This is a genomic window from Rhodococcus sp. FH8 (assembly GCF_019266085.1).
GTDB classification, from domain to species: domain Bacteria; phylum Actinomycetota; class Actinomycetes; order Mycobacteriales; family Mycobacteriaceae; genus Rhodococcus_F; species Rhodococcus_F qingshengii.
The window spans coordinates 235,313-253,840 of sequence record NZ_LPNQ01000065.1 but is presented as its reverse complement, the minus strand read 5'-3'; the positions used below and the strand labels follow the sequence as shown (position 1 = coordinate 253,840).

The 18,528-nt window shown below is 62.3% G+C and carries 21 protein-coding genes; 12 read left to right on the top strand and 9 right to left on the bottom strand.

Translation table 11 applies throughout. The features are described from left to right. The first annotated feature begins 4 nt into the window (after positions 1 to 4). Positions 5 to 235 (top strand): hypothetical protein, encoded by a 231-nt coding sequence (locus tag ATN38_RS15550; protein ID WP_042924212.1) that lies wholly within the window; start codon positions 5 to 7, stop codon positions 233 to 235. A gap of 45 nt (positions 236 to 280) precedes the next feature. Further along, on the top strand, positions 281 to 751 hold the full coding sequence (locus ATN38_RS15545) for a hypothetical protein (RefSeq protein WP_218748219.1): 471 nt from the start codon (positions 281 to 283) through the stop codon (positions 749 to 751). A gap of 52 nt (positions 752 to 803) precedes the next feature. Here the strand turns inward: ATN38_RS15545 and ATN38_RS15540 are convergent, their stop codons facing one another. Then, on the bottom strand, positions 804 to 2,093 hold the full coding sequence (locus tag ATN38_RS15540; RefSeq protein WP_003944351.1) for an adenylosuccinate synthase: 1,290 nt from the start codon (positions 2,091 to 2,093) through the stop codon (positions 804 to 806). 283 nt (positions 2,094 to 2,376) lie between these two features. Between ATN38_RS15540 and ATN38_RS15535 the strand changes: the two genes are divergently transcribed. The 3 genes from ATN38_RS15535 to ATN38_RS15525 all read left to right on the top strand — a co-directional run bounded on the left by ATN38_RS15535 (position 2,377) and on the right by ATN38_RS15525 (position 4,377). After that, positions 2,377 to 3,051 (top strand): hypothetical protein, encoded by a 675-nt coding sequence (locus ATN38_RS15535; RefSeq protein ID WP_080726714.1) that lies wholly within the window; start codon positions 2,377 to 2,379, stop codon positions 3,049 to 3,051. Continuing rightward, positions 3,048 to 3,818 (top strand): site-2 protease family protein, encoded by a 771-nt coding sequence (locus ATN38_RS15530; RefSeq protein WP_218748217.1) that lies wholly within the window; start codon positions 3,048 to 3,050, stop codon positions 3,816 to 3,818. Before ATN38_RS15535 ends, ATN38_RS15530 begins: the two co-directional genes overlap by 4 nt. A gap of 70 nt (positions 3,819 to 3,888) precedes the next feature. Beyond that, entirely contained in the window at positions 3,889 to 4,377 is a 489-nt protein-coding gene (locus ATN38_RS15525) for a GNAT family N-acetyltransferase (protein WP_007726792.1), read from the top strand. An 84-nt stretch (positions 4,378 to 4,461) separates the two neighbouring features. On the opposite strand, the gene ATN38_RS15520 is transcribed toward ATN38_RS15525, so the two are convergent. Beyond that, positions 4,462 to 5,700 (bottom strand): HNH endonuclease signature motif containing protein, encoded by a 1,239-nt coding sequence (locus ATN38_RS15520; RefSeq protein WP_218748216.1) that lies wholly within the window; start codon positions 5,698 to 5,700, stop codon positions 4,462 to 4,464. 92 nt (positions 5,701 to 5,792) lie between these two features. Continuing rightward, positions 5,793 to 6,290 (bottom strand): helix-turn-helix domain-containing protein, encoded by a 498-nt coding sequence (locus ATN38_RS15515; protein ID WP_007726791.1) that lies wholly within the window; start codon positions 6,288 to 6,290, stop codon positions 5,793 to 5,795. 58 nt (positions 6,291 to 6,348) lie between these two features. Between ATN38_RS15515 and ATN38_RS15510 the strand changes: the two genes are divergently transcribed. Both ATN38_RS15510 and ATN38_RS15505 read left to right on the top strand, forming a co-directional pair. Then, complete coding sequence (locus ATN38_RS15510; protein WP_218748214.1) at positions 6,349 to 7,764, top strand: MFS transporter; 1,416 nt, start codon at positions 6,349 to 6,351, stop codon at positions 7,762 to 7,764. Next, on the top strand, positions 7,761 to 8,930 hold the full coding sequence (locus tag ATN38_RS15505; protein ID WP_042452159.1) for a thiolase family protein: 1,170 nt from the start codon (positions 7,761 to 7,763) through the stop codon (positions 8,928 to 8,930). Before ATN38_RS15510 ends, ATN38_RS15505 begins: the two co-directional genes overlap by 4 nt. A gap of 28 nt (positions 8,931 to 8,958) precedes the next feature. Here the strand turns inward: ATN38_RS15505 and ATN38_RS15500 are convergent, their stop codons facing one another. Continuing rightward, positions 8,959 to 9,615, bottom strand: coding sequence for a class I SAM-dependent methyltransferase (locus ATN38_RS15500; RefSeq protein ID WP_042452162.1), 657 nt, complete (start codon positions 9,613 to 9,615; stop codon positions 8,959 to 8,961). Positions 9,616 to 9,855: 240 nt separating this feature from the next. Between ATN38_RS15500 and ATN38_RS15495 the strand changes: the two genes are divergently transcribed. Further along, entirely contained in the window at positions 9,856 to 10,797 is a 942-nt protein-coding gene (locus tag ATN38_RS15495) for a DUF808 domain-containing protein (RefSeq protein WP_007726787.1), read from the top strand. Here ATN38_RS15495 and ATN38_RS15490 read toward each other — a convergent pair. Beyond that, a complete protein-coding gene (locus ATN38_RS15490; protein ID WP_218748212.1) occupies positions 10,794 to 11,747 on the bottom strand; it encodes a YafY family protein in 954 nt (317 codons plus the stop codon). The two genes, ATN38_RS15495 and ATN38_RS15490, sit on opposite strands and share 4 nt — an antisense overlap. 64 nt (positions 11,748 to 11,811) lie before the next feature. Between ATN38_RS15490 and ATN38_RS15485 the strand changes: the two genes are divergently transcribed. Then, positions 11,812 to 12,276 (top strand): pyridoxamine 5'-phosphate oxidase family protein, encoded by a 465-nt coding sequence (locus tag ATN38_RS15485; RefSeq protein WP_037131507.1) that lies wholly within the window; start codon positions 11,812 to 11,814, stop codon positions 12,274 to 12,276. On the opposite strand, the gene ATN38_RS15480 is transcribed toward ATN38_RS15485, so the two are convergent. The 3 genes from ATN38_RS15480 to ATN38_RS15470 form a co-directional block, all read right to left on the bottom strand. Further along, complete coding sequence (locus ATN38_RS15480) at positions 12,266 to 13,195, bottom strand: cation diffusion facilitator family transporter (protein ID WP_007726784.1); 930 nt, start codon at positions 13,193 to 13,195, stop codon at positions 12,266 to 12,268. The genes ATN38_RS15485 and ATN38_RS15480 overlap by 11 nt on opposite strands. A gap of 91 nt (positions 13,196 to 13,286) precedes the next feature. Next, positions 13,287 to 14,432 carry an aromatic acid exporter family protein gene (locus ATN38_RS15475; RefSeq protein ID WP_003944297.1) on the bottom strand — a complete coding sequence of 382 codons (1,146 nt, stop codon included), beginning with the start codon at positions 14,430 to 14,432 and terminating at the stop codon, positions 13,287 to 13,289. Next, on the bottom strand, positions 14,419 to 14,835 hold the full coding sequence (locus ATN38_RS15470) for a DUF3151 domain-containing protein (protein ID WP_007726781.1): 417 nt from the start codon (positions 14,833 to 14,835) through the stop codon (positions 14,419 to 14,421). Before ATN38_RS15470 ends, ATN38_RS15475 begins: the two co-directional genes overlap by 14 nt. A gap of 125 nt (positions 14,836 to 14,960) precedes the next feature. On the opposite strand from ATN38_RS15470, the gene ATN38_RS33210 reads away from it, so the two are divergent. Then, complete coding sequence (locus ATN38_RS33210) at positions 14,961 to 15,794, top strand: nuclear transport factor 2 family protein (RefSeq protein ID WP_218748211.1); 834 nt, start codon at positions 14,961 to 14,963, stop codon at positions 15,792 to 15,794. Positions 15,795 to 15,873: 79 nt separating this feature from the next. Here the strand turns inward: ATN38_RS33210 and fbaA are convergent, their stop codons facing one another. Then, a complete protein-coding gene (gene fbaA / locus ATN38_RS15460; protein WP_007726777.1) occupies positions 15,874 to 16,911 on the bottom strand; it encodes a class II fructose-bisphosphate aldolase in 1,038 nt (345 codons plus the stop codon). A gap of 181 nt (positions 16,912 to 17,092) precedes the next feature. Between fbaA and ATN38_RS15455 the strand changes: the two genes are divergently transcribed. Further along, the gene (locus ATN38_RS15455) at positions 17,093 to 17,830 is read left to right on the top strand and encodes a VTT domain-containing protein (protein WP_003944390.1); all 738 of its coding nucleotides are present in this window, start codon (positions 17,093 to 17,095) and stop codon (positions 17,828 to 17,830) included. A 29-nt stretch (positions 17,831 to 17,859) separates the two neighbouring features. Continuing rightward, positions 17,860 to 18,522: a DedA family protein gene (locus ATN38_RS15450; RefSeq protein WP_070160628.1), complete on the top strand. Its 663-nt coding sequence runs from the start codon at positions 17,860 to 17,862 to the stop codon at positions 18,520 to 18,522. Positions 18,523 to 18,528 lie beyond the last annotated feature (6 nt).

The following is an 18,528-nucleotide window of genomic DNA, read 5'->3' as shown; positions in this document are numbered from 1 at the left end:
GTCCATGACTACCTTCGCAACCCTGATCGGCATCGGACTCTTCGTGGCACTCGTCTACTTCTTCGCGCCCGCCGAAGGTGAAGGTACATACATTCGGTTGGAGCAGTTTCGCCTGGCAGCACCCCTCGGCGGCATCTTCCACGACAAGACTTCAGACCGCGAGAACGACGCTGTCAGACCCCCGTGCGATTGTGATCAGGGGGAAGAATTCACTGATCTCAGTCCAGTTGGGTAAAACTGGACTCTTTTCGCACTCAGAAAGTCTCCAGAGAGGGTTCCCATGCCGGCTTCCAAAAAGATTCTCTATATCGATCTCGACAACACCTTGGTCAACTTCCAGTCGGGCATCGATCGCCTGACCCACAGCGTCCGAGAGAAGTACAATAACGACCTCGACGAAGCGCCGCACATCTTCTCTCGCATGGATCCTCTCGACGGCGCTATCGACGCCTACCACCAACTGGCACAGCAGTTCGACACCTACATCCTCTCGACAGCGCCGTGGAAGAACGCCACAGCCTGGCACGACAAGGTTCTGTGGGTCCAAGAGCACCTCGGAATGGAGGAAGGCAGCGTCGCATACAAACGTCTGATCCTCTCGCACCACAAACACCTCAATCGTGGCGACTACCTCGTCGACGACCGCGGAGCAAACGGAGCAGATCGATTCGAGGGCGAGTGGATCAAGTTCGGCAGCACCAAGTTTCCCGACTGGAAGACCGTCACCGCACACTTGTCGAAGCTGGCTTGAAACACGAAATCCCCGCTCATGCTTGCATGAGCGGGGATTTCGAGGGAACGAACTAGCGGACGATCTCGCGCCGGACGATCGTTTCGTCGCGGCCGGGGCCGACACCGATGCAGGAGATGAACGCACCCGAAAGCTCTTCGAGCCTAAGCACGTAGTTCTGCGCATTCTGCGGCAGTTCCTCGAAGGTGCGAGCCTCCGAGATGTCTTCCCACCAGCCGGGCATCTCTTCGTAGATGGGCTTGGCGTGGTGAATGTCGCTCTGTGACATCGGCATTTCGTCGTGGCGGACACCGTCCACCTCGTACGCGACACAGATCGGCACGGTGTCGAGGCTGCTCAGCACGTCCAGCTTGGTGAGGAAGTAGTCGGTGATGCCGTTGACGCGCGTCGCGTAACGCGCGATGACAGCGTCGAACCATCCCGTACGACGAGCGCGTCCGGTGGTGACACCGACCTCGCCGCCCTGCTTCGCCAGGTATGCGCCGTGATCGTCGAACAGCTCCGTCGGGAACGGACCGGAACCGACACGCGTCGTGTACGCCTTCAGGATGCCCAGCACTGTGGTGATCTTGGTGGGACCGATTCCCGAACCGACCGCCGCACCACCCGAAGTGGGGTTGGACGAGGTCACGTACGGGTACGTGCCGTGGTCGACGTCCAGCAGAGTGCCCTGCGAACCTTCGAGCAGAACGGTCTCGCCGCGCTCGAGGGCGAGGTTGAGTTCCAGGCGCGTGTCCGAGATGCGGTGCTTGAAACCCTCGGCCTGCGTCAGTACTTCTTCGACGACCTGCTGCGGGTCGAGTGCCTTGCGGTTGTAGATCTTGACCAGCACCTGGTTCTTGAATTCGAGTGCTGCTTCGACCTTCTGGGTCAGGATCTTCTCGTCAAGGACGTCCGCGGCACGAACACCGACACGGGCGATCTTGTCCTGGTAGCACGGGCCGATACCGCGGCCGGTCGTGCCGATCTTCTTCGCTCCCAGGAAGCGTTCGGTGACCTTGTCGATGGCCACGTGGTACGGCATGATCAGGTGCGCATCAGCAGAAAGCAGCAGGCGGGACGTGTCCACGCCGCGCTCTTCCAGGCCTGCCAATTCGGTCAACAACACACCCGGGTCGACGACGACACCGTTACCGATGACGTTGTTGACGGCGGGGGTGAGGATTCCGGACGGGATGAGGTGCAGTGCGAACTTGTCACCGTTCGGCAGAACCACGGTGTGTCCGGCGTTGTTACCGCCCTGGTATCGCACGACCCACTGAAGCTGCTCGCCCAGTAGATCTGTAGCTTTGCCCTTACCTTCGTCGCCCCACTGGGCGCCGATCAGGACGATTGCCGGCATGACGTTGTCTCCTACGGTCGACGTGCAGCAGTTGTCCCGCCGCATTGGTACTGCCTGGCTTCCGCGCACATGATGCAGCGCCGAACTGTTGCAGTGACCGAAGGAGCAGTCTAGCCCAGAGCATCAGACCAGACCTGACGGTCCAGAATTTGGCCGGTGACCATCACGATTGCGAGTCGACACAGAGACTCGCACTAAGATCGTCGGCAGTGATTCGGACGGCCATTTCGGGGAAGGGTGGCGAGGTCCCACTACCCGTGAAGAAGTCTTGATCGAGCTAGGAGTGGCTTTGACCCCTGTGGTGCTCAAATGTGGCGATTCGCCGGTTCCACTCCCCCTGGGTGAACTCACGTCGTTCACCGTCCCTGAACTTCCGGAGAAGCAAGACTTCGACGAGGCCCTGTCCCAACTGCAGGTCGTGACGGAGCCTCGCTTGATCGTCGTGGGTAACGACGGCGCGTTTGCCGCGGCATTGACGCGGTTGATGCGATTGGAGCGACTCAACGTCGAACTCGCCTACGTCACCGAGAACAGGTCCGACGCAACCGACGCGTACAAACTCGCGACCGGTGCAAGAGCTGCGCGCGCGGCCTTGAAAGGCACAGTCCACACCGTGCCGCTCATTCGCGACGACGCTGGAATCGCGCTGGTAGGCGCAGCAACTGTCACGGGTCCGGCGGATGCAGACGAACTGATCGGCGAGGCCTACGTCGACGACAACAAGCTGTTCTCCGGCACAGTCCCCGGCATCCGGATAGTGCCGAGCCCCAAGCTCCCCGGGATCAAGGCATCAGTCGACCGCAAGAGCCGCTGGAGCGGGCGACGCTGGCTGGAAGGCCGAGCCATTCAACTGGGCTCGCCGGCAGCGCGACTGGTTCGCGATGGGGTGGCCAACCCACGCGATCTGAAGCGTTCGACCTTCTACCGGCACGACAAGACTTGGTTGTTGGTCAGGTGAGAACCGGAGCAGCACGGTCGGCGGTTCGGCCGAGCCCTGTCTTCCTCGGCGTAGTTGCGATCACTGTCATCGCCGGAATCGTCGCTTGGAACTCGACGTGGGGTTCCATCGCGGGCCGCGCGGGTGTTTTTGTCCTCGTGGTTGCCGGCTGGGTGGTCACGCTCTGCTTGCACGAATTCGCGCATGCCTATCTGGCGTGGCGTCATGGAGACACCGACGTCGAGGCTCGTGGCTACCTGACGCTCAACCCGCTCAAGTACAGCCATCCGATGCTCTCGATCGGTCTGCCGGTGCTGTTCATCGCATTGGGCGGCATCGGGCTTCCCGGCGGCGCCGTGTACCTGCGCACCGGGATGTTCCCGCCCAAGGTGCAGGCCCGAATATCGCTGGCCGGTCCGTTCACGAATGCCGCCGCCGCCGTGATCCTCCTCGTCGTCATACGTACGTACGGCTCATCGGCCGAGCATCTGACGTTCTGGGCCGGCCTCAGTTTCCTGGCTTTCTTGCAGGTCATGGCAACAGTTTTGAACCTGCTCCCAGTCCCGGGTCTGGACGGTTACAACGCGCTGGAGCCCTGCCTCGCACCCAATACACGGCACCAACTCGACCAGTTCAAGCCGTACGGACTGCTCCTGCTGGTTGCGCTCCTGTTCGTCCCACAGATCAATGTCGTCTTCTTCGACGCGATCTACTGGATCTTCGAATTGAGCGGTGTGTCCGACTACTACGCCATGCTCGGTAACGCCCTCATGCGTTTTTGGACGTGATCGAGTGCGCTGGAGGAGACTCGTGAGAGTCTGACATTTCAGACATTCATTCTTCTTCAGGGGAGCATCGATGATTGCGACGTCATTTCAGTCCGGCGGAGTGGAGTACACCCTCACGCGGGCCGAGATTCGACACGTGGAGGCACTGATCGACTTGCTCGCCGACGACCCGATCGGCAGCACCCGGGAGACGACCAACCCCGAAGCCCGAACGATCTACGAGGACGCGTTCAAGCGAATCGACGAGGATCCGGCTCAACTTCTCGTCACCGTTCTGGTTGGCGACGCGGTAATCGGCACAATGCAATTGACCTTCATTCCGGGTATGAGCCGGATGGGTGCCACGCGACTGCAGATCGAAGCTGTTCGCGTCCACGAGGACTACCGAAGTAAAGGCATCGGCAGTTCGATGATCCGATGGGCCTGCGAAGAAGGTGCCCGGCGCGGCGCGTTTCTGGCGCAGCTCACCTCGGATCAAACTCGCAAGGAAGCTCACGACTTCTACGAGCGACTCGGATTTGTGGCCTCCCATGTCGGGTTCAAGAAGTCACTGAGCTGACGCCCTGCCACAAAACTCCCAAACGCGAGCTCGAGCACCGGGGCATGGTTGTGCCCCGGTGCTCACGTCTTCAGTTGTCGCGATTCACGCCGCGGTGGGCGGACTGTTCCCGCCGATGGGCCGCTGGAACGGATCAATCGACATCGGTGGATAGAACACTGTTTTTCGGTCGGGGCCGATCTCGACCCGCCATTCGGTGTGGTGCAGCGTCCGGTGATGATGACCGCACAACAAGATCAGGTTGTCGAGATCTGTTGGGCCACCATCGTTCCAGTGAACGATATGGTGTGCATCGCACCACCCCGACGGTGTCCCGCATCCCGGAAACGCGCAACCACCATCACGAACCGCCAACGCCCGCCGCTGCGGAACCGTCGCCGTTCTCGCTTCCTTGCCGCAGTCGAGCGGAACACCATTCTCGTCCAGGAGGATCCGCGTCACGGTGCAGTCGCACGCCAACATCCGGGCGGTATTTATACTGATCGGGCCCACCCAATCCGCCCACGCGAAACCCAGTTCCTCGGTGGACGGCAACAGGTCTTTCAGAACTTTAAGGTCCGTCATATCTTTTGCCGACGCGGTCACCGTGATGTGCGGTTTCACTCCGCCTTCGATCGGACCCAACCCCGCCCGCTCGTACCGGCGCAACAACTCGCAATACCCGTCCGCACGCCGTAATGCAGGCGTGCGTGTGTCCTTCACGCCGTCTTTTTCCGGTGTCGGCGCAGACAGGCTCGACAGCAACGTGATCAACCGGGCCCCGTTGATCGCATCCAGATCACCCTTCACCGACACACGCCCGTACAAACCTTTCGAGGCGTAGAACTCGTTACGCTCCGAATCCTCACCCACCGGAACGCCGTCCTCACGCTTGCCGTACTGCTTCTCGATCCGCCGGATCGCCGCCCGCACCGCATCACAATCGGCAATGTTCTGCGACGCCAGGCCAAGCAGGATCCCGCGAGCCTTGTCCACATCCGCCAGGGTCATGTTCTTCGGCGGATGCTGACAAAACGACGCCACCTGCCGCGCCTTCAACGCATCAACATCCCCGCGGTGAAACGCATCGCCGACAACAGGTTCGAGCATCAACAACCGCGCCAACCCGACCAGCAGACTGCACTCACCGATCTCCAGATTCGTCGAACCATGCAACCACTGAGCGATCGCCCGAAAACCCTTTCCACCGAGAACGTCCCGGGAAAACATCTCCACGATCAGCAACACCATCCGCGACTGCAACTCGTGTCGGGCGCGCACCAGATCCAGAACCTCACCCTTGAGGCCCTCACCATCCAGTTGCCATGCTTCCCGACTGTCCATGCTCAAAGTTTAATCGAACATACTTTCGATAACCAGAGACAAACCGGACAACTTCAAGAAGACCTACACTCGAGAGCTGTTGAGATGCATCGCTATTCGCGCAACCGCCGACGCGATTCGTTGACAGAGACTCGCAACTCCCCCAAAGGCACTTCACGACCCGACTCACTGCGCACCTCGACGCGAACGCGCTCACCAGTAGCGTCGTCGGCCACCTCCAACGGTCCACCTTTTCCGCCGTGCAGATACTTGTCGCCCCACTGCATCAGCGCGAGAACCGCCGGCAGCAGGTCACGGCCCTTCTCAGTGAGCACGTACTCGTGCCGCGTCCGCTTTCCAGGCTCCTTGTACGGCACACGCTCGAACAGTCCCGCCTCAGTGAGTTCTTTCAGCCTCGCCGACGCAACCGCCTCGGTGATGCCGACTCGCGACGCGAAGTCGTCGAAACGCGTTGTGCCGTAATAGGCCTCTCGCAGAATGAGTATCGCGGATCGAGTGCCGACCACTTCCATGGCCCGCCCGATCGAACAGTGCGTGGCCCGCCAGGCGTCGCGATCTTCGAGCACTCCGGTCAGTCGTACAGCGTCCATGCAATTCACCATACCCCCTGGCTTGCCATAACCATAGCCAGAGTCTAGATTGCTGACTATGGAACTTCATAGCCAGCCGGTGCGGACCGGACCCCTGCTCGCGATACTGTCGGGGGCGCCGTTTATCGCCAGCCTCGATCTTTTTGTGGTCAACGTGGCCTTCGGCGACATCGCCAAGAGCTACCCGGGTCACTCGCTCGGCGAGTTCAGTTGGATCCTCAACAGCTACGCGATCGTCTACGCCGCACTGTTGATACCCCTCGGACGCTGGGCGGACAGGATCGGGCACAAGCGCGCCTTCATCGCCGGCCTCGCACTGTTCACCCTCGCCAGCGCCGCCTGTGCCTTCAGCCCGTCCTTGTGGGCACTGGTGGCCTTCCGTATCGTCCAGGCAGTCGGTGCCGCTGCGCTCACCCCGGCCAGTCTCGGGCTTCTGATCAATGCGCTTCCCGCCGCGAAACGTCAATCCGGCGTTCGCATCTGGGCAGCCGCCGGCGCTGCAGCAGCTGCATTCGGCCCTGTCGTGGGCGGCATCCTCGTAGAGGCCTCGTGGCGCTGGGTCTTCCTGATCAATGTTCCAGTGGGCATCGTGTTGCTCTACTTCGCAGTCCGACTCGTACCGGATACAACACACAAGGACCCCGATGCCGGTATCGACTTCGTCGGCGCTGCCCTCCTCACCGTCGGAATCGGCTCTCTCGCCCTGGCACTCGTCCAGGGTCCGGACTGGGGATGGACCGACAATCGCGTTCTGATTGCCTTCGCCGTGGCCGCCGTGACACTACTCTCGTTCTGGTGGAGCAACTCTCGTCACCGGACTCCGTTGATTGCTCCGGATCTTCTGAAGATCCGCTCGTTTGCCTGGTCCAACGTCACCGCCATCCTGTTCAGCGCAGCATTCGCCGCGGGTCTTCTCTCGAACATCCTGTGGCTCCAGGAAGCCTGGGGATACTCCGCTCTGCGAACCGGTTTCGCCGTCTCACCGGGTCCGCTTCTCGTTCCGCTGTTCGCCATCGCCGGCGGATCGCTGACGCGGAGGTACTCGGCGGGACGCGTCGCCGCACTCGGCAGCCTTCTGTGGGCAGTCGGAACCGTACTCGTTCTCGTCTCGGTTGATACGACACCCAACTACGCGACCGGACTCCTACCAGGCTGGATCATCGCCGGGATCGGTGTCGGCCTTGCCCTGCCGACCATCCTGTCGCAGGCCACGGCTGATCTGGCACCTGCCAGATCGGCCACCGGTAGCGCAATCGTCAGCATGAGCCGACAGATCGGAACCGTTCTCGGCGTGAGCGTTCTGATCGCGGTTCTCGGCTCTGCTGTCGACTACGACACCTTCCGCCAGGCCTGGTGGGTGATCTTTGCCGTCGCGCTTGTGTCTGCCCTGGCATCACTGGGAATGACGCCTGCGACCACACCCACCCCGGTTGTCCCTGCTGAATCCGCCATCCCTGAAAGGAATTTGTCATGAGAGACGCAGTTATCGTCGAAGCCGTTCGCACTCCGATCGGCAAGGGAAAGGCGAACGGCGCCCTGCACGGCATCAACGCCGTCGACCTCCTCGCCCACAGCCTCAAGGCGGTAGTCGAACGCACTGGAATCGATGCAGCACTGATCGACGACGTCATCGGTGGAGCGGTAAGCCAAGTCGGTGAACAGAGCCAGAATGTCACTCGCACTGCCCTTCTCGCCGCAGGCTACCCTGAGTCGGTACCGGGAACCACCGTCGACCGACAGTGTGGAAGTAGCCAACAAGCAGTTCATTTTGCCGCTCAGGGCGTCATTGCCGGTGCGTACGACATCGTTGTCGCTGCCGGAGTCGAGTCGATGAGCCGAGTCCCTATGGGCTCGAGCAGCATCGGGCGCGAATCACTCGGCGTGGGTTTCGAAGAGCGCTATCCGGACGGTCTGGTACCGCAGGGCATCAGCGCCGAATTGATCGCCGCCAAGTGGGGACTGAGCCGCACCCAACTCGACGAGTTCTCGGCGTCGAGCCATCGGAAAGCCGCGCTGGCAACCGAGAGTGGTTACTTCACCAAGGAACTCGCCACGCTCCCGCAGCTGTCGGTCGACGAGGCCATCCGCCCCGGCACCACGGTCGAGACCCTGGCCGGCCTACGGACCGCCTTCGAATCCGACTACTACGCACAGCGATTCCCACAGATCGACTGGTCCATCACCGCGGGCAACAGCAGCCCGCTTTCGGACGGCAGTTCGGCGGTGATGATCACGACCAGTGAGATCGCCGCGAAACTCGGCCTCACCCCGAAGGCACGATTGCACAGCTTCGCAGTTGCCGGCGACGATCCGCTCTACATGCTCACCGCGGTCATCCCGGCTACGCAGAAGGTCCTGGCCCGTGCGGGATTGACGGTCTCGGACATAGATCTGTTCGAGGTCAACGAGGCCTTTGCCCCAGTGGTCCTCTCGTGGGCAGCGGACACCGGCGTCGACCTGTCCAAGGTCAACGTCCACGGCGGCGCCATCGCGCTCGGCCACCCACTGGGCGGCAGCGGAACGCGGATCATGACCACCCTGGTCAACGCGATGGAGCAGCGCGGCGCGCGCTACGGACTCCAGACCATGTGTGAGGCAGGTGGGTTGGCCAACGCGACCATCCTGGAGCGCCTGGGCTGAGCAATCCCCGATGGACGGCATTCCGACATCAGTGACCGAGTGCCGTCCATTCGGGATCCGGCTTGCGCGCAACGACCCGAAACACGATTCCGCCCCGGCCGCTGCGCTGCACCTCGTCGATCAGGAAACCGGCGTTTTCGAGGTATTCAACCGGTTCACGGGTGAGATGATCGGCACCGAACCGAACAAAAAGCGGTTCGACGACCTTCATCAACGTACGAGCAACAACGTTCTTGCTCGGTCCGTGCTCGGCGAGGACGAATCGACCACCGGGTACCAGGACTCGAAATGCTTCGTTCGCAACTCGGTCCGGATCGGGGATCGTGCAAAAGGCGTAGGTCGAGACCAACGTGTCCACGCACTCGTCGGGAACATCGAGTGCTTGCACGTCTCCGAGTCGTAGGTCGACTTCGGTCTTCACTCCCTCGGAGACCTTGAGCCTGGCCTGATCGAGCATCGCAGTCGAGATGTCCACGCCGATGACGTAATCGACGTCGTCTCCGTAGAGAGGCAGGTTCAGTCCGGTACCCACGGCGATCTCGACCACGCGGCCATGCGCCTGGTCCACGGCCCATTTCCGGGCGTCACCGAGCACAAAGCGTTCGAAGCGCCCGATCTGTCGGTCGTAGTGCGCCGCCATTGCGTCGAAAGTCTTGGCGACCTGTGCAGTGTCTGGTTCACGCATAGTGCCCCGTTTCGATCGATCTTCTGTGCAGTCTTACACGCGAGCACCGGGTCGGGAAGACCTTTCGTGACGAAGGGCAACCGACCTCGCGAGGTCGTCCCTGACGGATGCCCCCGGTATCGTTCCAGGTGACCTGACCTCACCTACGACGATCATGGATAGAGACCTCGTGCGATCAAGTAACTGCGTCACCGGTTCGGTCCGGCCACCTTTTTCCACTGATTCCACTGGAGGTCTGTGATGGCCGGCGGACTCTTCGCCCTGCTCGACGACGTCGCAGCCCTGGCTCGTATGGCTGCCGCCTCGATCGACGACGTTGCCGCCGCAACCGGTAAGGCGACCGCCAAAGCTGCCGGCGTGGTCATCGACGACGCAGCCGTCACGCCGCAGTACGTCCGTGGGCTCGCAGCCGAACGCGAGTTGCCCATCATCAAGCGCATCGCCATCGGATCGCTGCGCAACAAGCTGCTGATCATCCTTCCGATCGCTCTGCTGCTGAGTCAGTTCCTCCCCTGGCTGCTGACGCCACTGTTGATGGTCGGCGGCTGTTACCTCAGCTACGAAGCGGTTCACAAGATCTGGGGTGCAATCTTCGGCCACGGTGACCACCACGAGGCCGCTGACGAGCATCCTCGCGACGAAGAAGCAGTGGTTTCGGGCGCCGTCCGCACCGACCTGATCCTGTCCGCCGAGATCATGGTGATCGCACTCAACACCATCGCAGGCGAAGGCTTCTGGAGCCGATTGGTGATCCTTGCCGTCGTGGCGGTCGTCATCACGGTGGTCGTCTACGGCGTCGTCGGACTGATCGTGAAGATGGACGACATCGGATTGAAGATCGCCGAGACGTCGTCTGGCTTCACCCACAAGGTCGGCCGAGGCCTCGTTCGCGGCATGCCTCACGTGATGTCAGTGCTCTCGGTCGTGGGTACCGCCGCGATGCTGTGGGTCGGTGGCCACATCCTGTTGGTCGGCATCGACGAACTGGGCTTCCACCCGCTCTACGACGCCGTTCATCACGGCGAAGAAGCAGTCAGTGACATCGCCGGAGTCGGTGGCGTGCTGGCGTGGATCGTCAACACACTTGCCTCGGCAGCACTGGGCCTGGTGGTTGGCGCCGTTATCGTCGCCGCTCAACTGGGTATCACCCGCATGCTCGCAAAGCGTTCTGCGACGGCTTAGCTGTCGTGCCCGTGGCGGAGCACCATCTGCTCCGCCACGGTGCGTATCCCTTCACGCAAAGACGAGGGTTCGAGCACCTCGACGTCGGCTCCCAGCCCGATCAACTGGGAGAGCGCGACATCTTCGCTCTCGAGTTTCAGCTCGGCACTCACCCATCCGTCGTCGTCCTCGGGCCCCACTCCGACGGCAGCGGCAAGCTCGCCCACCACATCGGGGAGCCTGCGCCTCCCCTCGGGCGACAACCGCACCCGGCAGTCGAAGCGAAGCAGCGACCGGTCGAACTCGGCCATCGACGCTGCCCACCACGACGGCAGGTCGAAATCCGCCGGCCGAGTGAACGAATCATCTTCTACCACGGCATTTTTGATGCGCCCGACTCGAAACGACAGCGTTCGACCGTTCATCCCCGCCACCAGATACCAAACACCGGCTTTGATGACCAGACCCAGCGGTTCGACCGTCCGCTCGCGATCGCGATAGGCGAAGCGCAGTCGACGTGAGTCCAGCACAGCGGATGTGACGATCGGAAGCGCAGAGATGTCGTCGACGCCGCCGAACCAACCCGGAACGTCCACGAGAATGCGGTCCTGCCACAGTCGTGCACTCTCGCGCAGGGGACCGGGCAGGGAGCGGAGCAGTTTGGCCCCCGCCGAACCGACGGCGTCGGATCGCCCGAGATCTGCAGCGATGGACGGCACGCCCAACAGCATGAGTGCGGACGTCTCGTCGTCCGTCATGCCGGACAGCTTGGACTGCCATCCGTCGAGCAGACGGATGCCACCACCGGGGCCGCTCTCGGTCCAGATCGGCACACCGGCAGCCGACAACGAGGCCACGTCGCGGTAGATCGTCCGCACTGACACACCGAACTCGTCGGCCAACTGCTCGGCGACGACGCCGCGACTCCCCTGCAAACGCAGCATGAGTTGGAGTAACCGCGCGGATCTCATGGACCGAACATTACCAAGAATCACTGACAGAAGTTGTCAGGAATAGGGGTGCACAATGACCGTCATGGTCACCTGGAAGCAGTTCTCCGAAGAAGTACCCGCTCTTGCCGACGCGGTCCAAGCGCGGTTCAAAGCCCACAAGCATCACGTCCTCGCAACGCTGCGCAAGGACGGCTCACCACGGGTCAGCGGCACCGAAGTCGAAATCCTCGACGGGCGCCTGGTGCTCGGTTCGATGTTCGGCGCACTCAAGGCGAAGGACCTCATCCGTGACGGGCGCTACGCCCTCCACAGCAATCCCGGCGAGCACACCATGGAGGGCGGTGACGCGAAGATCGCCGGACTCGCACGCGAGGTGACCGGCGACGAGTTCGAAGCCGTGCTCGCAAGCTACACCTACGAGGTTCCGAAGCCTCTGCACCTCTTTGTCCTCGACATCGACGAGGTGGTGCACACGACTGTCGACGACGAACACATGTATGTCGATCTCTGGAAGCCGGGCAAGGAGATCACCCGCTTCACCAAGTGACGTTCTTCTCGCAGTGCTCGCCGTTGGCACACGATTCCACCTGAACGGTGGCGTGGGAAAGACCGTGACTCTCGAGGACGGTGCGCGCGGATTCCAGAACGTTCGACGAATTCGCGTCACTGGTCAGGTGGACTGTCGCGACATCCATGCCGGTGGTGAGCGTCCAGACGTGTAGGTCGTGAACACCCATCACGCTCGGCAGCGCCGCCAGGTCGGCCTCGACCGCTTCGACGTCGACGTCGGCCGGCGACGCCTGCGTCAGAATGCGCAGCGATGCTGCGGCCAGTTTGATCGCACGCGGCACCACCCACAGCGAGATGAGAACACCGACGACGACGTCTGCCCACGTCCAGTTGAACAGCAGGACAAGGCCACCGGCGATCAGAACGCCGACGCTACCGACGGCGTCGGCAAGCACTTCGAGGTAGGCACCACGCACGGCCAGGCTGTCCTTGGAATCGCCGCGCAGCATCAGCATCACGACGATGTTCGCGGCCAGGCCGGCGGCCGCCGTGATGATCAGGGCGCCGCCCGGGATCTCGGGTTCGTTACCGATGCGGCCGATTGCCTCGTAGAAGACCCAGGCGGCGACGGCCAGCAGCATCACCGCATTGGCCATGGCGGTCAGCACTTCGGCGCGGTGCCAACCGAAGGTCCTGGCCGCGGTGGTGCTGCCCCTCTTCGCGAGCAGCAGCGCCGTCAGTCCCATGGCCATACCCACCACGTCTGTGAGCATGTGACCGGCGTCGGCAAGCAGAGCCAACGAGTTGATCAGGATGCCGACCGTGGCCTCGAGTACGAGGAACGCAACGAGGATCGCAAGCGCGATCGCCATTTTTCTGATGCGTTGCGGTGACGGTCCTACGCCGACCGAATCTGCTGCCGAGTGGCCATGTGAATGACCGTGCCCTGCTCCCATTTGTCCTGTTCCCTCCCAAGTCCTTCTCAGAGCATATGCATACATTCGCATACATACAATGAGTTGCTCAGTGAGCGGGAAACGGCAGAGGTCAGTGATCCGGCTCGTAGGCGGGATGAGGCACGGTGGGCGGCAGAGTGGCGATCGACGAGATTCGCTTCATGCCCGCGACCTGCAACAGGTCGACGACCAGCGATCGAATCTGGGCGAACACCACCGTCGAGGACAAGCCCGCGTTCTCCACTATCGCCGGTTTCAGTTCCTTCGCGACCGAGCGCAGGACGCGCGCTGCTTCGGCCTGATCAGGCTGCTCCCCCGGCTCCGCCAGGATCATGTCCTCGAGAACTTCGACGGCTTTCGACAAGCGCTCGACCTGAGCCACCAGACGCGGATCGAGGATCTCGTCGTCCCTGACCAACGTCAACGAACGACGCGCGAGCACTCGAATGTTGCGCATCGCGTTGTCGATGGGATCGGCTGTCGCCATGAGCCTTTCGAGGCGAGGCCGACTGTTCCAGTACAGCGGGGAGATTCGGCTGATCTCGCGCCCGCCGAGAAGGTTACTGCGCAACCCGTCGATGGCACCCTGAGTTGCGCGCGCCTTCTGCAGTGCCTTCACGATCGGGTCCGGGTCATTCGCGACGAGGCCGTCTGCCACCAATTGCAGTACCTCGGAAGCGGTTCCGAGGATCGATGCAGCATCCTTGCGCGCGCGTCGTACCGGGTGGGTGGGGATGATCGCGACCACCGCGATACCCACCAGGCCACCGACAAGGGCATCGATCATGCGATCGGGACCGCCGCTGCCGCCCGGCGGGATCAGCGTCGCCACCAGCACAGCCGAGTTTCCCGCCTGCATGGAGAAGATCGGCCCGCTGTTGAGAAGCACCGCGACGGACATCGCCAGCACGACAACCAAACTGATCTGCCACGGTCCGCTCCCGATACCGGAGATGATCAGATCACCGATTCCGATACCGACCGTGACTCCCGCAACCAACTCGAACGAGCGTCGTAGTCGTGCACCCAACGACAGACCGAGCGAGACCACAGCGGCAATCGGCGCGAAGAACGGCGCGTGGTGCCCGATCACCGTGGTGGCAACCCACCACGCCAATCCGGCCGCCAAGGCACATTGAATGATCGGTAGCGCCGACGTCTGAAGCCGACGCACCGATTTGCGAGCCCGGTCCTTGATGCCGGCCCGGCTCGGACGGAAACTGCTAACCGAGGCCAAGCGCTTCGGCGGCGTTGGGATCGCAGTCTTCGAGCAGATCGAGGCAACGCGCGTACTCGTCGGCTTCACCGATCGTCTTCGCGGCCTTGGCCAGGACTGCGACGCAACGCAGGAAACCACGGTTCGGTTCATGGCTGTAGGGCACGGGACCGAAACCCTTCCAACCGTTGCGACGCAGTTGGTCGAGTCCGCGGTGGTATCCGGTACGCGCGTAGGCGTAGGCCGTGATGGTTTCGCCCTTGTCCAGGGCAGCCTCGGCCAGGTAGGCCCACGCAATGGAGGCAGTGGGGTGGTCGGCCGCTACCTGGGCCGGTTCAGCGTGGTTGAGCAGTGCCGATTCCGCGTCGTCGTCGCCGGGAAGCAGAGTGGGCTTGGGTCCGAGCAGGTCACCGAATTGGGTCATGCGCTCATTGTGCCCGCTACGCCTTTCTGCCACAGGACCGCCTCGCCGACGGTCGGAGTTATGCAGGCTACATACCGGTCGTTACCCTGACATGGTCATTGCTGCATAAGACCGAAGGGTTACCCGTGCCGGACTCGAAAGACGACAACTCGAAAAAGAGCGCAGCACCGAAGGGTGCGCCCGAGAAGTCGGCCCCGACCGAACCTGCGACTGTGGCGATCCAGAAGACAGACAAGGCCTCGAAAGCGGACGGCGACGCCAAAGCTGCCAGCGCACCAACCGTCGCGATCCCCAAGGCAACTCAGGCACCCACAGCAGCACCGACACCCCAGCCCAAGCCGGAGCCTGCCACCGTCGCGATTCCGAAAGCCACGCAGCCGACACCACCACCCCGGCAGGCTCCGACCCCACCACCACCGCAGCAGCGCGCCGCGCCTCAACGTGTGGGTGTCGCAGCGACCCCACCGCCGGCTCAGCCGATGCCGACTCGCATCGAGCCCGCCGCGCCGGAGAAAACCAAGCGCAGCGGCAAGGGTTGGTACATCGCGGCAGCAGCGGCCGGCGTCGCCGTCCTCGCGGCGATCGGCGTCGCCGTATTCGTCTCGTCCAACAGCGGTAGCGGTGAAAGCTCACCCGAAGCTCAGGTCCAGACCGCCATCTCGACGTATGTCGACGCTCTGCAGACCGGCGACCTGGCAACGCTGCGAACGTCGACCTGTGGGGCGTTGGGCGAGTACTACCGCACCATTCCCGACGCAGCGTTCGCTCAGGTCCACGACAATGCCGTCGCTCAGAAGACGATCCCGCAGGTCGGAGCCGTCGACGCGGTGCGCATCACCGACGACACCGCGATCGCTCAGGTCCAGGCGAGTTTGCCGAGCACGGGCGAGCAGTCGTGGCGCACGTTCGACCTCGAGCGCCAGGACGGCACGTGGAAGGTCTGCGATCCCAGCAAGTAGGTACCTGAACAGAAAATGCGCGCCGGCGAGAATTTCGCCGGCGCGCATTTTGTTCTGTGAAGCGCAGTTGTGAAACCGATCAGCCTGCCGACACCGAGCGTCCGGCCGACTTCAGGTCGTTGCACGCCTCGACGACGCGAGCCGTCATGCCGGCTTCGGCCTTCTTGAGGTAGCTGCGCGGGTCGTATGCCTTCTTGTTTCCGACCTCGCCGTCGACCTTGAGGACGCCGTCGTAGTTGGTGAAGAAGTGTCCGGCGATCGGACGGGAGAACGCGTACTGGGTGTCGGTGTCGACGTTCATCTTGACGACGCCGAAGTTCAGCGAGTCCTCGATCTCCGACTTCAACGATCCCGATCCACCGTGGAAGACGAAGTCGAAGGGCTGCGAACCGGAAGCCAGGCCGAGCTTGGCAGCGGCGACCTTCTGGCCCTCTTCGAGAACCTCGGGCTTGAGCTTGACGTTGCCCGGCTTGTAGACGCCGTGGACGTTGCCGAAGGTGGCGGCAAGGAGGTACTTGCCCTGTTCGCCGATGCCCAGAGCATCGACCGTCTTCTCGAAGTCTTCGCTCGAGGTGTAGAGCTTGTCGTTGATCTCGGCTTCGACGCCGTCTTCTTCGCCGCCGACGACACCGATCTCGACCTCGAGGATGATGCGTGCAGCCTTCGAGAGGGCGAGCAGTTCCTTGGCGATGGCCAGGTTCTCGTCGATCGGGATAGCCGAGCCGTCCCACATGTGCGACTGGAACAGCGGGTTACGACCGGCGTCGACGCGCTCCTGCGAGATCGCGAGCAGCGGACGCACGTAGGTGTCCAGCTTGTCCTTCGGGCAGTGATCGGTGTGCAGCGCGATGGTGACGTCGTACTTTGCCGCGATCACGTGTGCGAACTCGGCGAGCGCAACAGCGCCGGTGACCATGTCCTTGACGCCCAAACCGGAACCGAACTCGGCGCCGCCCGTCGAGAACTGGATGATGCCGTCACTGCCGGCGTCCGCGAAGCCCTTGATGGCTGCGTTGATGGATTCGGAGCCGACACAGTTGATGGCGGGGAAGGCAAAGGAATGCTCCTTGGCCCGACCAAGCATCTCGGCATAGACCTCGGGAGTTGCGATAGGCACGGCGGGAGTCCTCCATATACGTGTCGTTCGGAGCGCTCGGCGATGTGAAAGCGCTTCGTGTGGTCCTAGCAGTATGGCAAGTCCGACTCGTCACGTCTCTTTGCGGTCTCGGCCCGCCGCCACCGACGCGATGACCTGCGGTGGTGGGAAACACTCAGATTCGGCCGGTACTCTGGCCACCGTGAATGTGCAGGCAGCAACTGAATCCGTGACGAACCTGGCCTTGCTGCCCGGCTTCCTCGATCCCGTGAACCTCTTGAATTCCTTCGGAACGTGGGTTCTGGTGGGATTGCTTCTGGTGGTCTTCATCGAATCAGGCCTGCTGTTTCCGCTCTTGCCCGGCGATTCGCTCCTCTTCACCGCAGGGCTGATCGCGGCGTCCAAGTCCACCGAGATCGAACCGTTCGCGCCGCTGTGGGTGCTCCTGGTGACCATTCCGATCGCCGCGATTCTGGGTGACCAAGTCGGGTTCTACATCGGCGCCAAGGGCGGAACTGCCCTGTTCAAGACGGACGACGCGCGGTTCTTCAAGAAGAAGTACATCGACGAGTCACACGCCTTCTTCGAAAAGCACGGCCCGATCACCATTATCCTGGCTCGGTTCGTGCCGATCGTGCGTACTTTTGCTCCGGTTGTCGCCGGCGCTTCGAAGATGAAGTACTCACTGTTCCTGACGTACAACATCGTCGGCGGCATCCTGTGGGGTGCCGGCGTGACTTTGCTCGGCTACCTCCTGGGGCAGATCGAATTCATCCGCGACAATGTCGACTACATCTTCATCTTGATCGTCCTGGTGTCGGTTCTGCCGATCGTCTTCGAAATCGGGAAGCGAATTCTGGCGTCGAGACGTGGTGAAACGGCGAATACTTCCACTACGGACAATTCGACGGTGACAGTCCCCGAAGACCCCACCCCCTGATTGCAGAACGAGGCGAAGAACTGACGACGATGACGCTCGCATCCGGCAGTTTCTCCCCGCTCGAGACTGCCGGGCCTCTGTTGGTCTGGATCATCGTCGTCACGTTCGTCTTCATCGAGTGCGCGATCATCCTCGGGTTGTTTCTCCCCGGTGATTCGCTTCTGATCACAGCCGGAATCGTTCTCGCCGGCCACGAATCCGGCGCGGGCCACGTGTGGGCGTTGTCTGTCGGTGCGATGATCGCGGCCATTGCCGGCAACCAGGTCGGGTACGTCATCGGCCACCGGACCGGCAATCACATCAAAGCCCGTAAGGGCGGCAAGTACTTCACCGAGAAGAACCTGCACCGCGTGAACATCCTGTTGGAAAAACACGGATTCTGGGCGGTCCTGATTGCTCGCTGGGTTCCGTGGGTGCGCACCCTGTGCCCGATGGTCGCGGGCGCAGCCAAGATGAACCACACGCGCTACACCATCGCGAGCACCATCGGCGCGATCATCTGGGCGCCCGTGCTCCTGCTACTCGGTTTCTACGGTGGCTCGTTCCTCGATCGCGTGCCGTGGTTGCTGCCCGCCGTGCTGATCGTGATGATGGTCAGCTTGGTCATCGGTACTGCGCTGGGAATCTGGCAGTACCGCAAGGAGATGGCCCGACCGGCCGAAGACGTCGAGGTCGAACAAGTCCTCGACTAGAAGCTG

Excerpts from the sequence above, each read along its gene's own strand:
- ATN38_RS15480 (WP_007726784.1), bottom strand. The coding sequence starts at position 13,195 with ATGGGAGCAGGGCACGGTCATTCACATGGCCACTCGGCAGCAGATTCG.
- ATN38_RS15490 (WP_218748212.1), bottom strand. The coding sequence starts at position 11,747 with ATGAGATCCGCGCGGTTACTCCAACTCATGCTGCGTTTGCAGGGGAGT.
- ATN38_RS15510 (WP_218748214.1), top strand. The coding sequence starts at position 6,349 with ATGGAACTTCATAGCCAGCCGGTGCGGACCGGACCCCTGCTCGCGATA.
- ATN38_RS15520 (WP_218748216.1), bottom strand. The coding sequence starts at position 5,700 with ATGGACAGTCGGGAAGCATGGCAACTGGATGGTGAGGGCCTCAAGGGT.
- ATN38_RS15515 (WP_007726791.1), bottom strand. The coding sequence starts at position 6,290 with ATGGACGCTGTACGACTGACCGGAGTGCTCGAAGATCGCGACGCCTGG.
- ATN38_RS15540 (WP_003944351.1), bottom strand. The coding sequence starts at position 2,093 with ATGCCGGCAATCGTCCTGATCGGCGCCCAGTGGGGCGACGAAGGTAAG.
- ATN38_RS15470 (WP_007726781.1), bottom strand. The coding sequence starts at position 14,835 with ATGACCCAATTCGGTGACCTGCTCGGACCCAAGCCCACTCTGCTTCCC.
- ATN38_RS15450 (WP_070160628.1), top strand. The coding sequence starts at position 17,860 with ATGACGCTCGCATCCGGCAGTTTCTCCCCGCTCGAGACTGCCGGGCCT.
- ATN38_RS15545 (WP_218748219.1), top strand. The coding sequence starts at position 281 with ATGCCGGCTTCCAAAAAGATTCTCTATATCGATCTCGACAACACCTTG.
- ATN38_RS15495 (WP_007726787.1), top strand. The coding sequence starts at position 9,856 with ATGGCCGGCGGACTCTTCGCCCTGCTCGACGACGTCGCAGCCCTGGCT.
- ATN38_RS15550 (WP_042924212.1), top strand. The coding sequence starts at position 5 with ATGACTACCTTCGCAACCCTGATCGGCATCGGACTCTTCGTGGCACTC.
- ATN38_RS15485 (WP_037131507.1), top strand. The coding sequence starts at position 11,812 with ATGGTCACCTGGAAGCAGTTCTCCGAAGAAGTACCCGCTCTTGCCGAC.
- ATN38_RS15525 (WP_007726792.1), top strand. The coding sequence starts at position 3,889 with ATGATTGCGACGTCATTTCAGTCCGGCGGAGTGGAGTACACCCTCACG.
- ATN38_RS15505 (WP_042452159.1), top strand. The coding sequence starts at position 7,761 with ATGAGAGACGCAGTTATCGTCGAAGCCGTTCGCACTCCGATCGGCAAG.
- ATN38_RS15500 (WP_042452162.1), bottom strand. The coding sequence starts at position 9,615 with ATGCGTGAACCAGACACTGCACAGGTCGCCAAGACTTTCGACGCAATG.